At 62.9% G+C, this 14,299-nt stretch carries 13 protein-coding genes; 7 read left to right on the forward strand and 6 right to left on the reverse strand.

Going from position 1 to position 14,299, the window contains the following annotated elements; all coding sequences use genetic code 11:
• Window positions 1–51: 51 nt before the first annotated feature.
• Together NKI38_RS01405 and NKI38_RS01410 are read right to left on the reverse strand one after the other, a co-directional pair.
• Window positions 52–2,139: an ATP-binding protein gene (locus NKI38_RS01405; RefSeq protein ID WP_352654150.1), complete on the reverse strand. Its 2,088-nt coding sequence runs from the start codon at window positions 2,137–2,139 to the stop codon at window positions 52–54.
• Window positions 2,140–2,216: 77 nt separating this feature from the next.
• Complete coding sequence (locus NKI38_RS01410) at window positions 2,217–2,990, reverse strand: response regulator (protein ID WP_352633339.1); 774 nt, start codon at window positions 2,988–2,990, stop codon at window positions 2,217–2,219.
• A gap of 45 nt (window positions 2,991–3,035) precedes the next feature.
• On the opposite strand from NKI38_RS01410, the gene NKI38_RS01415 reads away from it, so the two are divergent.
• Window positions 3,036–3,737, forward strand: a complete 702-nt coding sequence (locus tag NKI38_RS01415) for a winged helix-turn-helix domain-containing protein (protein WP_352654152.1) — start codon at window positions 3,036–3,038, stop codon at window positions 3,735–3,737.
• Window positions 3,738–3,809: 72 nt separating this feature from the next.
• Here the strand turns inward: NKI38_RS01415 and NKI38_RS01420 are convergent, their stop codons facing one another.
• Window positions 3,810–3,977 (reverse strand): hypothetical protein, encoded by a 168-nt coding sequence (locus NKI38_RS01420; protein WP_023757353.1) that lies wholly within the window; start codon window positions 3,975–3,977, stop codon window positions 3,810–3,812.
• A 185-nt stretch (window positions 3,978–4,162) separates the two neighbouring features.
• Between NKI38_RS01420 and NKI38_RS01425 the strand changes: the two genes are divergently transcribed.
• A complete protein-coding gene (locus tag NKI38_RS01425; RefSeq protein WP_352654154.1) occupies window positions 4,163–4,492 on the forward strand; it encodes a hypothetical protein in 330 nt (109 codons plus the stop codon).
• 213 nt (window positions 4,493–4,705) lie between these two features.
• Entirely contained in the window at window positions 4,706–5,161 is a 456-nt protein-coding gene (locus NKI38_RS01430; RefSeq protein ID WP_352654156.1) for a L,D-transpeptidase, read from the forward strand.
• Between the two features lie 154 nt (window positions 5,162–5,315).
• Here the strand turns inward: NKI38_RS01430 and NKI38_RS01435 are convergent, their stop codons facing one another.
• The gene (locus NKI38_RS01435) at window positions 5,316–8,399 is read right to left on the reverse strand and encodes an efflux RND transporter permease subunit (RefSeq protein ID WP_352654158.1); all 3,084 of its coding nucleotides are present in this window, start codon (window positions 8,397–8,399) and stop codon (window positions 5,316–5,318) included.
• A complete protein-coding gene (locus NKI38_RS01440; protein WP_352654159.1) occupies window positions 8,396–9,739 on the reverse strand; it encodes an efflux RND transporter periplasmic adaptor subunit in 1,344 nt (447 codons plus the stop codon). The genes NKI38_RS01435 and NKI38_RS01440 overlap by 4 nt, the downstream gene beginning before the upstream one ends.
• 145 nt (window positions 9,740–9,884) lie before the next feature.
• On the opposite strand from NKI38_RS01440, the gene NKI38_RS01445 reads away from it, so the two are divergent.
• Window positions 9,885–10,418, forward strand: coding sequence for a TetR/AcrR family transcriptional regulator (locus NKI38_RS01445; RefSeq protein ID WP_502899231.1), 534 nt, complete (start codon window positions 9,885–9,887; stop codon window positions 10,416–10,418).
• A gap of 19 nt (window positions 10,419–10,437) precedes the next feature.
• On the opposite strand, the gene NKI38_RS01450 is transcribed toward NKI38_RS01445, so the two are convergent.
• Window positions 10,438–10,728, reverse strand: coding sequence for a hypothetical protein (locus tag NKI38_RS01450; protein WP_352654161.1), 291 nt, complete (start codon window positions 10,726–10,728; stop codon window positions 10,438–10,440).
• A 212-nt stretch (window positions 10,729–10,940) separates the two neighbouring features.
• Between NKI38_RS01450 and NKI38_RS01455 the strand changes: the two genes are divergently transcribed.
• The 3 genes from NKI38_RS01455 to NKI38_RS01465 are packed head-to-tail and all read left to right on the forward strand — an operon-like array spanning window position 10,941 to window position 14,298.
• A complete protein-coding gene (locus tag NKI38_RS01455; RefSeq protein ID WP_352654163.1) occupies window positions 10,941–12,269 on the forward strand; it encodes an NAD(P)H-dependent oxidoreductase in 1,329 nt (442 codons plus the stop codon).
• A 2-nt stretch (window positions 12,270–12,271) separates the two neighbouring features.
• Window positions 12,272–13,300 (forward strand): thiamine pyrophosphate-dependent dehydrogenase E1 component subunit alpha, encoded by a 1,029-nt coding sequence (locus NKI38_RS01460; protein ID WP_352654165.1) that lies wholly within the window; start codon window positions 12,272–12,274, stop codon window positions 13,298–13,300.
• The gene (locus tag NKI38_RS01465) at window positions 13,300–14,298 is read left to right on the forward strand and encodes an alpha-ketoacid dehydrogenase subunit beta (protein ID WP_352654167.1); all 999 of its coding nucleotides are present in this window, start codon (window positions 13,300–13,302) and stop codon (window positions 14,296–14,298) included. The genes NKI38_RS01460 and NKI38_RS01465 overlap by 1 nt, the downstream gene beginning before the upstream one ends.
• Window position 14,299: the final 1 nt, after the last annotated feature.

Raw genomic sequence — 14,299 nt, forward strand, 5'->3', positions numbered from 1 at the left:
CGCTCCCTCCAGCGCGCTCTTCTTCGGCCCCCGCCCCCGGGGGCCTCTTTTTTATCCTTTCAAGGCCGCCTGTTCGGCGATGGCGGACAGCACACTGCGCACATCCAGCGTACTGAACGGCTTTTCCAGGATCTGCGGCCGTTGCTGCGCCGGCAGGGCCTCGATTTCGGCTTTTGCGCCGATCAGGTCGCCGGTGACCAGCACGAAACGACGCGCCAGGTCGGGCTTTTCGGCAAGCAGTTCGCGATAGATCGATATGCCGCTGATGCCCGGCATGCGTAGGTCCGAAAAGACGATGTCCGGCGGCATGTGGCCGCCCAAGGTGGCCGCGCCCGATTCCCAGACAGGAACGATCCGCGACTTGATGCCCATCAATTCGAGAATATCGGAGAGCGAGCCGGCAACATCCGGCTCGTCGTCGATGATCAAGGCGTGGCGCAGGCCGCTCGATCGCGGCTGGTTATCGCCGGCGGTGGCGAGGCCGGCTACAATGGTGGGCAGCTGGACGACGAAACGCGCGCCCCTCGGCAACACTTCCTCGAACCAGACATTGCCATTGTGCCGCTCGATGATCGATTTCGAGATCGACAGGCCGATGCCGGTGCCGACGCCGACCGGCTTGGTGGTGAAATAGGATTCGAAGATGCGGCTGCGGATCGCTGCCGGCACGCCGGGCCCATTGTCTTCGACCGAGAAGCAGGGGTGACCCCGGTCGCTGCGGAACGTCCGCACCTTGATCAGCCGATCGCCGGCAATGCCGGCCAGCGCATGCTGGCTGTTGATGAGGAAGTTGGCCGCTACCTGCGTCACATGGTCGGCGTCGGCCATGGCCAGCAGCGGGCCGGTGGCGAAATCGGTGTCGATGATGATGCCGCTCGAGCGCGCGCCATAGGCGGTCACTTCCAGTGCCGCCCGGATCACCTGGTTGAGGTCGGTCTCGGCTTGTGCCGCGGGATGGAGCCGGACCATCGACAGGAAGCTCTTGACGATGCGGCCGCAGCGCTCAGCGGCCGCACGCACTTTCTCGGCGCGCACCTTGGTCTGCGGATCGGAAGCGAATTCGTGCAGCAGCGTCGATTGCGCCACCACCACGGCCAGCGGGTTGTTGAGTTCGTGCGACACGCCGGCCAGCAACGAACCCATCGCCGCCATCTTCTCGTTCTGGTGCAGCTTCTCGCGCTGGCGGCCGATCTCCTCCTCGGCGCGCAATTTGTCGCGCAGGTCGCGGATGGAGCCGAAGATCAGGCGACGGTCTGCGACCCGCATCTCGGTCGCCGTCAGTTCGATCGGGAACACTTCGCCGGCGGCATTCTGGGTCACCGTCTCGAGCCGCTGGCCGACCATCGGCGCGCCGCGGCCGGACATGTATTCGGCCCCCGAAGCATAACCCTTACGATAGTAGATCGGCACGATGGTATCGAGCAGGTCCTTGCCGAGGATGTCGCTGCGCTGGAAGCCGAACATTTTTTCGGCGGCCGGATTGAATTCTATGATCGAGCCGGTCTCGTCGATGACGACGATGGCGTCGAGCGAGGCCTGCAGCATGGTGCGGCGAATGACCTCGCTGGCATGGGCCTCTGAGGGCGAGCGTTCGATGGCATCGCCGATGGCGAGCGCGATGATGTGCAGCGTCGCTTCTTCCTCGTCGGTCCACTCGCGCTCGTTGACGCAGTCATTGACCGCCAGCGTGCCCCACAGATGGCCATGCGCGAAGACCGACACCGACAGGAACGACTTGATGTTCTGCTTTTCGAAGTCGGTTCTCAGAAAGCCTTCGAGATCGCGCGTATGCCCGGCGAAGATCTTGCCTTGCCTTTCGTCCTCGGCCAGCCGCTCCAACAGCGGATCCGAATTGACGATCGACTGCATGATGACGGTCGGCGACGCCAGTTCGCCACCGAAAAGAGGGTCGATCCAGTAAGCTGCGACGGATTGGGCGAAGCCCTGGCCGGGCAGCTCGCGCAGGCGAAACAGGATGCCGCGCTGGCAATCCATGGCTCGGCAGAGCGTTTCGAGAATGCCGTCCATCTCGCGCTGCCAGTCGCCGGCCTCACGCAGCCGGCGAACGACACGCACGGCCGCCATCGCCGCGCCCTGCCTGAACCCTTGCATATCCGTGCTTGCTGCTTCAGCGATCATCTTCTGCCGTCATTCCGGAGTCGTGCCAATTCGATCGGCGAGCAAGGGCTGCGAATCCGAACCTGTGGCCTCGGTGCTCAGTTGCCGTCGCCGGTCGGCAGCGAGAAGATATAGCCCTCGCCGCGCACCGTGCGCAGGAATTTCGGATTTGCCGGGTCGGTCTCGATCTTCTTGCGCAGCCGCATGATGCGAATGTCGACCGCGCGCGACGATTCCGGGTCTTCGGTGAAGCCGATCGCCTCGGAGATCGCGGCGCGGGTCAGCAGCCGGTTGGCGCGGGTGAGGAAAACCTCCAGCACGTCGAATTCGCTCTTGGCCATGTCGATCACCGCGCCATTGGCGCCGGTGACCAGCCTGCCGTCGAGATCGGCCTGGAAAGGGCCGAAGGCAACGGCTCGGCGATCCGTCCTGGCCTTCTTGTCCTGAAGCTCCTGCGGCTGGGGAACCCGGCGCAACACGCTGCGGACCCTCGCCAGCACCTCGCGCAATTCGTAGGGCTTGACGATGTAGTCGTCAGCGCCGAGTTCCAGCCCGACGATACGGTCGAGCGCGGTGCCGGCGGCGGTCGCGTAGATGATGCCGATCGGCAGTTTCGAGCGCAGCCAGCGGCCGAGCGAAAGGCCGTCCTCGCCGGGCATGGCGATGTCGAGGATGGCGAGATGGAACGACTGCGTTTCAACGAGGCTGCGCGCGGCGGCGGCGCTTTCAGCGGTGACTACGTCATAGCCGGCGGCGCCAAGATATTCGGCGACCGCATCCCTCAAATCGGGCTCATCCTCGACGATGACAATTCTTGCCCGCACGATGTTTGCGCTCCCACTTTCAGTGGAAAGTAGATTGGGTATAAACATGATGTCCAGCACTCATATCCGGTTGCCAGGGAACGGTTGGAAAACATGGCCGCACGATCGATCATCGCGCTTGTTTCCGTTGCCGAAGTGGTCGCGACCGAGCTCGCCGACCATCTCGAGCGCCGTGGCCACGATGTGCATCAGGCGCGCCAGCCCTGGGAGGCCGAATCGCTGCTGTCGGGAAGGGGTATCGATGTCGTCGTCGTCGGCGACAGTCTCAGCCAGGCGGAGGGGCGGGACCTGCTCCGGCGTTATGGCGGCCAAGGCGGGGGTGGCGAGGGCGGGCCGGATTTCATCCTGATCTGCCGGCCGGCCGATCTCGTCGACAAGGTGCTGGCGCTGGAGCTTGGTGCGGCCGATGTCGTCGAGAGCCCGCTCAATGTCAGGGAGCTCGCCGCCCGTGTTGGCGGTCTGCTTTCGCGACGCGGCAGGGGCACCCAGGAGTTGATCGTGCTGGAGAACGCGACCGTCGATCTGAGGTCGGCCATGGTCATGCATCGCTCGGGCACGGAAGAGCAGCTTTCGCCTGGGCAGGTGGCGCTGCTCAGGCTGTTCCTGGCCAGTCCGCGCAAGGTGTTGACGCGTGACGACATCATCGCCGCGGCACCGGCGGAAAACGCCGACGCCTTCGATCGCTCGATCGATTCGCGCATCGTGCGGCTGCGCCGCAAGCTCGACACCGAAACCATCACCACCATACGTGGCGCCGGCTACCGGTTCGATCCGCCGCGGCAATTCGCCGACTGATTGTCCGGCGCTGACGCAGTCTCTTTTGTCGGGCATCGGATTTTCCATCTCTGGGCCCGATGCTCCCGGCGCTCAGCGTACCAGCAGAAGTGATGGGCCCACCGGCATGTCGCCGCCCATGGTGAGCTCACTGGCATGGGCGCGGTCCCTCAGGAGCACGGTGGCAAGCCCGGCAAAGCCGAGCAGACCCTGTGCGTAGAGCAGTGCGGACAGCACCGAAGCGGCAAATTTCGTGTTCATCGTAGCAGTTCCCCAAAATTGAAACGTGTTGCCGATCGTTTCAGGACACCCCCGAAGTGCCCGCGCCGCCCACGGAATCCCCCGTCGCGGCGCGGGCCTTCGGTCCTCTCGGCAGCAAGTTGCCGGAGGGGCCGCGCAAACCCGTCAGCCTAAGACCGACCCGCCAGAGGGCCTTGAGCCGAGCAATGCGCAGGCTGGAGACAATCCAGACCAAGGCGAAAAACAGTGCGGCATGCAGCGTCGAAATCTCGCCTGAAGTCATCGCACCGAGTCTGGCCACTGGGGTGCCGGCAACCGTGCCGACGCCCCCGATGACCGCTGCCGCGATGCTGATCCTGAGAAGCCAGGCAGCGCGTTCGATTTCGTTCCCATGTTTCGTTACCGGCTGTTTTCGTTACGTCAACTTTGCTTGCGGCCCGTATCCGGATCATGCCGCTCGAAGCCGCGCTTTGTTGCAATTCGGTTTCGAGATTGCCGGATTTTCTTCGAATAATGATAATTCGACTTTCGTTTAGAGGCAGATACCCATGTTCCTGACCTTGGCCTAGCCGGCCGGAATACGGAACCGACTCTTATTGGGTTCTATGAAGGGCTGCGTTTGTTAACCAGTGGAAACGGCTTCGAAACACAAACGAGTATTTTGCGAAATCTGCTCGAAACATGACGTTGGGATAAGCAGCCCATCGAATTGGAGCCGGCCGGAACCGGCAGAGAGAGGGGACATCATCATGCATACCGCCATTTCCGCCAAGCTCATCGACATCACCGCCGCCGCCTTGACGGGTGCCGCACTGCTGTTTGGCTCGGGCGCCGCGCACGCCGCCAACAAGATCGTGGCGCGCGTTTCGCTTTCACAGCAGATCATGGAAGTCTCGGTCGACGGCCGCCCGACCTTCGCCTGGAAGGTTTCCACCGGCGACCGGGCCCATGTGACGCCGACCGGCTCGTTCAAGCCGACGCGCATGCATGAGATGTGGTACTCGAAGAAATACGACAACGCGCCGATGCCGCACTCGGTCTTCTTCAGCGGCGGCTATGCGGTGCACGCGACCTATGCGATCAAACGCCTCGGCCAGCCGGCTTCGCATGGCTGCGTGCGGCTGCATCCCGACAACGCCGCCGATTTCTACCAGCTCGTCGAAACCTTCGGGGCGACCAACACCAGCATCGTCATCGTCAAGTAGCCTGACGGGGTCGCTGCCTTTGGCCTATTGTGCCGAAGCTGTGGAGCGACCGTCAGAAAAAAGAGGCCGGGAAAATCCGGCCTCTTTTTATTTCCAGCTATTTTTGACGCATCTCCGGACGGAAAACCGTTTCACACTTTTCCTGGAATTGCTCTTAGCTCGGCAGCGCCGGCATCAGCTTGGGATCCGGTTTCTCGGCCAGGTGAGGCAGGTCCTTGCTGGCGATGAAGGTGTAGAACATGGGCACCACGAAGAGCGTGAACATGGTTCCGACCAAGATGCCGGTGAAGATCACCAGGCCCATCGAGTAGCGGGCCGCGGCACCGGCGCCGCTGGACGTGATCAGCGGCACAACGCCAAGCGCCATCGCCGCTGTCGTCATCAGGATCGGCCGCAGGCGCACCTTGGCCGAGGCGATGATGGCGTCATGCCGCCGCATGCCATGGATTTCGCGCTGCTGGTTGGCGAACTCGACAAGCAGGATGCCGTGCTTTGTGATCAGGCCGATCAGCGTGATCAGGCCGACCTGCGTATAGATGTTGAGCGTGCCGAGGCCCAGATTGAGCGGCACGATCGCGCCGAAGATCGACAGCGGCACCGCCATCATGATGATCAGCGGGTCGCGGAAGCTTTCAAACTGCGCCGCAAGCACCAGATAGATGACGACAACGGCCGCCGCGAAAGCGATCAGGATGGTGTTGCCTTGTTCCTTTTCCTGTCGCGATTGACCGGAATAGTCGATGAAGAATGTTTCGGGCAGGCTCTCCCTGGCAATGTCCTCCAGCGCCTTCAGGCCGTCGCCAGTGGTGACGCCGGGCAGCGGAAGTGCTGAAATCGTCGATGAATTCAGCTGGTTGAACTGCTCGATGGCGGCAGGTGCCGCATTGGTCGAAATCTTGACCACCGCCGACAGCGGCACCATCTCGCCCGTTACGCTGCGCACGAAGTATTCGCCGAGCTTGTCGGGGTTGTCGCGAAATTCCTGCGGCACCTGCGGGATGATGTCGTAGCTGTTAGAGTCGCGGTCGAACTGCGCCACTTCGGCGCCACCGACCAGCAGTGTCAGCGTGCGGCCGATATCGGCGATCGGCAGGTTCAGTGCCGCAGCGCGGTCACGGTCGATGGTCACTGTCACTTCCGGTGCGTCATAGGCCATAGAATTCTGCACCACGATGAAGCGGCCGGAGGCTTGCGCCTTTTTCTTGATCTGCTCGGCCACCTCGTACACTTCCGATGAAGCGCCGGTCGATCGCACCACCATGGAAATCGGCAGACCGCCGCCGGAGCCCGGCAGCGTCGGCGGCGCGAAGACGAAGGCCTCGACACCGGCGACTTTGGCGATACGGGCCGTGATGTCGGCCTGCAGTTCCTTCGAATTGCGCTTGCGTTCCGCCCAATCCTTGAAGGCATAGCCGACGAAGGCGCTGTTTGTCGTGCCGCCGAAGGCAACGGCCGAGAACTGCGCCCGTGTCTCGGGAATATCCTTCACCAGACCGAGGATCTGATTGACGTATGTCTCGGTGTAATCGGACGTCGCATAACGTGGTCCTGTCACGATCGAGAGCAGAAAGCCCTGATCTTCTTCCGGCGCCAACTCGGTCGAGGTCTTGGTGAACATGAAACCGGTCACACCTGCAAGCGCAAGCACGATGATCAGCGTCAAGGGGCGATAGTTCAGCGAGCCAGTGACCGCACGTTCGTAGACATGCTCGACACGCGCGAAGGCGCCGTCGACAATACGCTGGAAAAGGCCCGGCGTGCCGGACTTCAAAAGGCGCGCCGACATCATCGGGGTGATAGTGACGGCGATGACGCCCGACAGGACCACCGAGCCGGCGAGGGTGATCGCGAATTCGCGGAACAGCGCGCCGGTGAGGCCGCCGGTGAAGGCCAGCGGCGCGAAGACCGCAGCCAGCGTCATGGTCATGGCAACGATGGCCGACGCAATTTCGCGCATGCCGCTGAACGCAGCCTGCATCGGCGACATGTGGTCTTCTTCCATGTGGCGATGGATGTTCTCCACCACCACGATGGCGTCGTCGACAACCAGACCGATCGCCAGCACCATGGCCAGCAGCGACAAAAGGTTGATCGAATAGCCGACCGCGAACAAAAGGAAGCAGACGCCGATCAGCGACAGCGGGATGGTGACGATGGGCATCATCACCGAACGGAAGGAGCCAAGGAACAAAAGGATGACGACGACGACGATGGCAACCGCCTCGCCTATGGTCTTGAACACTTCTTCGATGGAGGCGCTGATCTGCCCGGTCGCGTCGTAGACCACCTCGATCGTCATGCCTTTCGGCAGCGTCTCCTGAATCTGCGGCACCAGCTTGGTGAGCGCCGCCGCCGTGGTCAGCGGGTTGGCCGCCGGCGTCGGGAAGATGGCGAGGAAGGTGCCGGGCTTGCCGTTGAAGCTGACCCTGGTGTCGGTGTTCTCGGCGCCGAGCTCGACGCGCGCGACGTCGCGCAACCGCACCACATTGCCGTCGGTCGAACGCAGCGGCAGCTCGGCGAACGCCTCCGGCGTCTGCAATGTCGAGCGTACGGTGATCGATGAGACGACGTATTCGTTCTCGGTATTGCCGGGCGCCGACAGGAAGTTGGAATTGTTGATCGCCGTCAGCAGTTCGGAAGCCGTCACGCCGCGCGCGGCAAGCTTGATCGGATCGATCCAGACGCGCATCGAGTATTCCTGGGCGCCGAAGATCTGCACATCGGCGACGCCTTCGACCGTCGACATGCGCGGCCTGATGACGCGCTCGATATACTCGGTCAGCTGCTCCTTGGTCATGTTCGGATTCTGCATCGAGATGTACATCATCGCGAACTGCTGGCCGGTGCCCTTGACGATAACGGGGTCCTTCGATGCGTCCGGCAAGGTGCCGCGCACACCCTGGACCTTGGACAGCACCTCGGTCAGCGCGACATCGGGGTTGGAGCCGAGCTTCATCTGCACCGTCACGGTGCTGGAAGACGGGCGGCTGGACGAGGTGACGTAGTCGATGTTCTCGGTCGAGGCGACGGCGCGGGCGATCGGGGCGGAAATGAAGCCCTGGATCAGATCGGCGCTGGCGCCTGGATAGGCGGTCGTGATGGTGATCGCCGTTTCATCGACCTTCGGATACTGCCGGATCGACAGGTTGAAGATGCCCTGGAAACCCAAGAGCAGGATCATGCAGGCAAGGACCGTCGAAAGGACGGGCCGGCGAATGAAGAGATCGGAAAAGCTCATTGCTGGTCGGCCTGCTTGTTCGCCGATTTGGTCGGGTCGATGGTGTTGTCCACAACGACGGACATGCCGTTGAAGAGGCGGTTCTGACCGGCGGTGACGACCTCGTCGCCAGCCTTTAGCCCCTCGACGATCTCGACCATGCCTTGATTGCGGCGGCCTGGCTTGACGAACACCTGCGACAGCACCAGCGCGGGCTTGTCACCGTCCGCCGCCGGACCGGCAGCCTTGTCCGCGGGCTTTGCCGCATCGGCGGCAGGCTTGGCTGCATCAGCCGCCGGCTTCATGGCATCAGCCGGCTTGGTATCAGTCGGCTTGGTGTCAGTCGGTCTGGCGTCCGCCGATTTGTCGGCTGCCGGCGCGGCGGGTTTTTCATCCGGCTTGGCCGGCTGCGCCGGGGCTGCCTCGGCGGGTTTCGCCGGCTGTACCACGAAGATGTAGTCGCCATAGAGGCTTGTCGTCAGTGCCGTCTGAGGCAGCGTCAGCACGTTCTGCTGTTCGGGCAGTTCGACACGCACCTGCACGAACTGGCCAGGGGTCAGCTTGCCGTCGGGATTGGCGACTTCCGCCCTGATATTCACCAGACGGCTGGACGAGTCGATTTTCGGGTCGATGCCGCGAATGGCGCCGGCAAACGGCATATCCTCGCCGCCGAAGCCCAACCGAACCGTCTGGCCGATCTTGAGCAACGGGAGTTGCTGTTCGGGAACCGAGAAATCGACCCGCATCGTGTCGAGATCCTGCAGCGTCACCACTGCGGTGCCGGGTGCCAGATACTGGCCAATATCGATCCTGGGAATGCCCACCGTGCCGCCGAACGGTGCCGTCAGCCGCTTCTGGTCGAGCAAGGCCTGCAGCTTGGTGACCTGGGAGGCCGAGGCCGAGGCCGCCGCGCGCGCCGTGTCCAGCGTCGAGTCGGAGCCGACGCCACGCTTCGTCAGTTCGATGGCGCGGGCCAGCGACGTCTGATCGAGCGCGGCCTGCGCCTTCTGTGCGTCGAGATCGGCGCGCTCGACGGCATCGTCGAGCTGCAGCAGAACCACATTGTCCGCCACCTTCTGGTTGGCATGGAAAAGGATGTCCTTGACGATGCCGGTGGTCTCGACCGTCAGGTCGACACCGCGCACCGCCTTGACCGTACCGATGGCCTCGACGCCCGGCTTCCAGCTCGACGGCTTGGCAATGACCGTCGACACGGTTGCCGCCGGCGGCTTCATCGATGCGAAATACTGCTTGATGCCGTTGTCGCGTAGGAAGTTGAAGCCGACGATGCCGCCGACCACGACGACGAGCACGGCCAGAACAAGAATGATGATAACGATACGAAGTATGCGCTTGAACAAGGAAGTCCCCTCAGTCGAAATCCGGCGCGAAGCGCGGACATCGGGACACATATCGACTGCGGGTCCCGATTTCAAATAATGGCGATCTTACTGTACCGTCTGGACGGTCTTGTCAATTGGGCCTAAGCTTGCGAAGGGAGGCGCCATGAGAGCCCAACGAACGAACTCGCGCGAGAAAATTCTCGCTGCGGCGGCCGATGTCGCACGGGAATCGGGGCCTGGCAGCCTGTCGCTGGAAGCGGTCGCCAGCCGTGCCGGCGTATCGAAGGGCGGGCTTCTCTATAATTTCCCGACCAAGGCCAAATTGATGCAAGGGCTGGTCGAAGACTATCTGCGCGAGTTCGAGCAGGCGCTGGAAACCGCCTGCGTGAATGACAAAGATGAAAACACGCTTGCCGTCTACATCAGGCTGTCGGCCAATGATTGCGAGGAGAAGCAGCCGTCGGCGTCCTGGATTTTCTCGGCGATCGCCGAGGATCCCGAGTTCATGACGCCGATAAAGACATTCAAACGGCAGCTCTTCGAGCGGCTGAAGGGCGAGACGCCAGACCTCAAATCGCTGCTGGTCTGCTATCTCGCCATCGAGGGATTGCGCAGCATGAACCTCTTCGACGCGGATGTCCTGTCGAAAGACGAGCGAGAACTGCTGGTATCGTCCTTGCTTGAGATTGCCAGATAGGCGCGCCTGATCGAAGTGCTCAATCCACGGCGCGCTCGATGTCGCGGCGCAGGCCCGCCTGATCCTGCTCGACACGCTGGACAGCGGCCACGTCGACGGCAGGCTTTGCGAGGTGCGCCTGCGCTGGTTGAGCGAGAGACTGGAAGAGGCGCGCGACCGGCCGGTCTTCCTGTTCATGCACCATCCGCCGTCGTGCGTTTCCAGGATTTCCCGGTGCTGTCGGCGCCTGGTCTAGTTCTGTAGAGTTCTTCAATCCGAGACTGGCACCGGTCATGACGGAGCGGCCGGCGCGGGCCGGGATAGCTCCCATATACTGCCTCCAAGAATCATATCGCGGCGCTATCTGTTCGAGTGCAATGTCCCGCGCGCCCGCCTCTGGCTGCGGAAGGCTTTTGGTCCACGGAGCCTCGCGAAAGGGTATCAAAAAGCGCAAGAATATGGACATTAGTCTTGACAGAAATACATATGTTCAATACCCGTCAGGCAATTGAACAAGCCTGCAATGTGGGAGGAATAAGCGGTATGGCTTCCAATGTTTCGTTGACGGGTCTTGCCCGCGATCTCGAGGAACGCGCCAAGTCGGGCAAGCCAATCCGTATCGGCCTGATCGGCTCCGGCGAGATGGGAACCGACATCGTCACCCGCGTCGCCCATATGTCGGGCATCGAGATCGGCGCCATTTCCGAGCTGAACCTGCCCGCCGCGAGCAAGGCGGTGGATATCGCCTTCCAGGAAACCGGGCATGCGCGCGAAGTCTCGAACGCTTCGGCGATGACGGCGGCGATGGAGGCCGGCAAGGTGGCGGTCACCAACGATGCCGGCCTGGTCATCAACAATGATCTGATCGACGTCGTCATCGACGCCACCGGGGTCCCCGCCGTCGGCGCCGAGATCGGGCTGCGCGCCATGGAGCATGGCAAGCATCTGGTGATGATGAATGTCGAAGCCGACGTCACCATCGGCGCCTATCTGAAGAGCGAAGCCGACCGGCTCGGCGTCACCTATTCGCTGGGCGCCGGTGACGAGCCGTCCTCCTGTATGGAGCTGATCGAGTTCGTCTCGGCCATGGGGCACCCGATCGTTGCCGCCGGCAAAGGCAAGAACAACCCGCTCAACATCGACGCCATCCCCCCCGATTATGAGGAGGAGGCAAGGCGCCGGCACATGAATGTGCGCATGCTGGTCGAATTCGTCGACGGCTCGAAGACCATGGTCGAGATGGCGGCGATCGCCAACGCCACCGGGCTGGTTCCCGACAAGGCTGGCATGCACGGCCCGGCCGCGACGCTTGGCGAATTGTCCAAGGTGCTGGTGCCGCGGAAGGATGGCGGCGTGCTGTCGAAGGTCGGCGTCGTCGACTACTCGATCGGCAAGGGTGTCGCGCCCGGCGTCTTCGTCGTCGCCGACATGTCGCATCCGCGCATCTCCGAGCGCATGGAAGATCTGAAGATGGGTAAAGGACCGTACTTCACCTTCCACCGTCCCTATCACCTGACCTCGCTCGAAGTGCCGCTGACCTGCGCGCGCGTCGTGCTCTACGGCAAGGCCGACATGGTGCCGCTGGCCAAACCGGTCGCCGAGGTCTGCGCGGTGGCCAAGAAGGACATGAAGCCCGGCGAGAAGCTCGATGCAATCGGCGAATATTGCTACCGGGCCTGGATCATGACGGCGCCGGAGGCGCGCGCCGCCAAGGCCATTCCCTGCGGCCTGCTGCAGGGCGGCTCGGTCACCGCGCCGATCAAGAAGGGCGAGCTCATCACCTATGCGAATGCAGCTCCCGCGGTGGGCTCCAAGATCGCCGAACTGCGCGCCCGCCAGGACAAGCTCGTCTACGGGTCCATGGGGGCGTGATCATGGCCGGAGCCAGCAAAGCCGTCACTGATGGTCGCGCCAACCTGCCTTTCGTCTATCGCCAGTACAGCTCCGAACAGCTCAGGGAGGTGCTCCACAAGATGTACCTCATCCGTCGCTTCGAAGAGGGCGCGGAGGAGTGCTACACGCGCGGCCTCATCCACGGCACCATGCACCTGTCGATCGGCCAGGAAGCCAGCGCCATGGGCATCTGCATGCCGCTTGCCGAGGATGACCAGATCACTTCGACGCATCGCGGCCATGGCCACTGCATCGCCAAGGGGGCCGAGGTCAAGCGCATGTTCGCCGAGTTCTTCGGCAAGACCACCGGTTACTGCAAGGGCCGTGGCGGCTCGATGCACATCGCGGATGTCGCCAAGGGCAATCTCGGCGCCAACGGCATTGTCGCAGGCGGCATCCCGATCGCCGTCGGCGCCGGGCTTTCCTCGAAGATGATGAAGACCGGCAAGGTCGTGGTCTCCTTCTTCGGTGATGGCGCCAACAATGAGGGCGCCTTCCACGAGGCGCTGAACATGGCGGCGATCTGGAAGCTGCCGGTGATCTTCGTCTGCGAGAACAACGGCTACGGCATGTCGACATCGACGGCGCGCTCGACCGCCGTCAAGAACATCGCCGAGCGCGCCGCCGCCTATTCGATGCCGGGCGTCATCGTCAACGGCAACATCTTCTCCGAGGTCGCCGAGGCGTCTCATCAGGCTGTCGCCCGAGCCCGCGCGGGCGAGGGGCCGACGCTGATCGAATCCAAGACCTATCGCCATCGCGGCCATTCCAAGAGCGACCGCAACCGCTATCGCACCAAGGAGGAGATCGAGGACTGGATGTCGAACCGCGATCCGATCGCCTTGTTCGAAAGCGAACTCAGGGAATTCGGCTTCATCGACGACAAGGGCATCGAGGCTATCCGTGGCGCGGTGGCGCAGGAGATTGCCGACGGCATCGAGTTCGCCAAGGCGAGCCCGTCGCCGGACGTCCGCGACACTGGGAATTATGTCTATACGGAGCAGGCGTAATGGACGCGATGGTGCGTGAACTGAGCTACGCCCAGGCGATCCAGGAAGCCATGGCGATCGCCATGGACATGGACGAACGCGTCTTCCTGATGGGCGAGGATATCGGCGTCTATGGCGGCGCCTTCCAGGTGACCGGAGATCTGGTCGAGCGCTTCGGCACCGAGCGGGTGATCGACACGCCGATTTCGGAACTGGGCGGGGCGGGCGTTGCCGTCGGCGCTGCCCTCACCGGCATGCGGCCGATCTTCGAATTCCAGTTTTCCGATTTCGCTACGCTGGCCATGGAGCAGATCGTCAACCAGGCGGCCAAGATGCGCTTCATGCTGGGCGGCGAGGTTTCGGTGCCGGTGGTGATGCGCTTTCCCGCCGGGTCCGGTACGGGTGCGGCGGCCCAGCACAGCCAGAGCCTAGAGGCCTGGCTCGGACACGTGCCGGGTCTGAAAGTCATCCAGCCGGCGACGCCCTATGATGCCAAGGGCATGCTGCTGGCGGCGGTCGCCGACCCCGATCCGGTAATGATCTTCGAGCACAAGCTGCTCTACAAGATGAAGGGCCCGGTGCCCGAAGGCTATTACACCGTGCCGATCGGCAAGGCCGATATCCGCCGCGAGGGCAGCGACCTGACCATCGTCGCCACCTCGATCATGGTGCAGAAGGCGCTCGACGCCGCAGCCGCGTTGGAGAGCGAAGGCATCGACGTCGAAGTCGTCGATCTCCGAACCATCCGACCGATGGACAAGCAGACCGTGATCGACAGCGTCAAGAAGACGTCGCGGCTGATGTGCGTCTACGAAGCGGTCAAGACGCTGGGTATCGGCGCCGAGGTCAGCGCCATGATCGCCGAAAGCGAGGCGTTCGACTATCTCGATGCGCCGATCGTGCGGCTGGGTGGCGCAGAAACGCCGATCCCCTACAATCCGGAGTTGGAGAAGGCAACGGTGCCGCAGGTTCCAGACATCATCACCGCCGCGCGCGACCTCGTGAAAGGGGTCCGCTGAG

Source organism: Mesorhizobium sp. M0621, from assembly GCF_040320745.1.
In the GTDB taxonomy this organism is placed as follows: Bacteria; Pseudomonadota; Alphaproteobacteria; order Rhizobiales; family Rhizobiaceae; genus Mesorhizobium.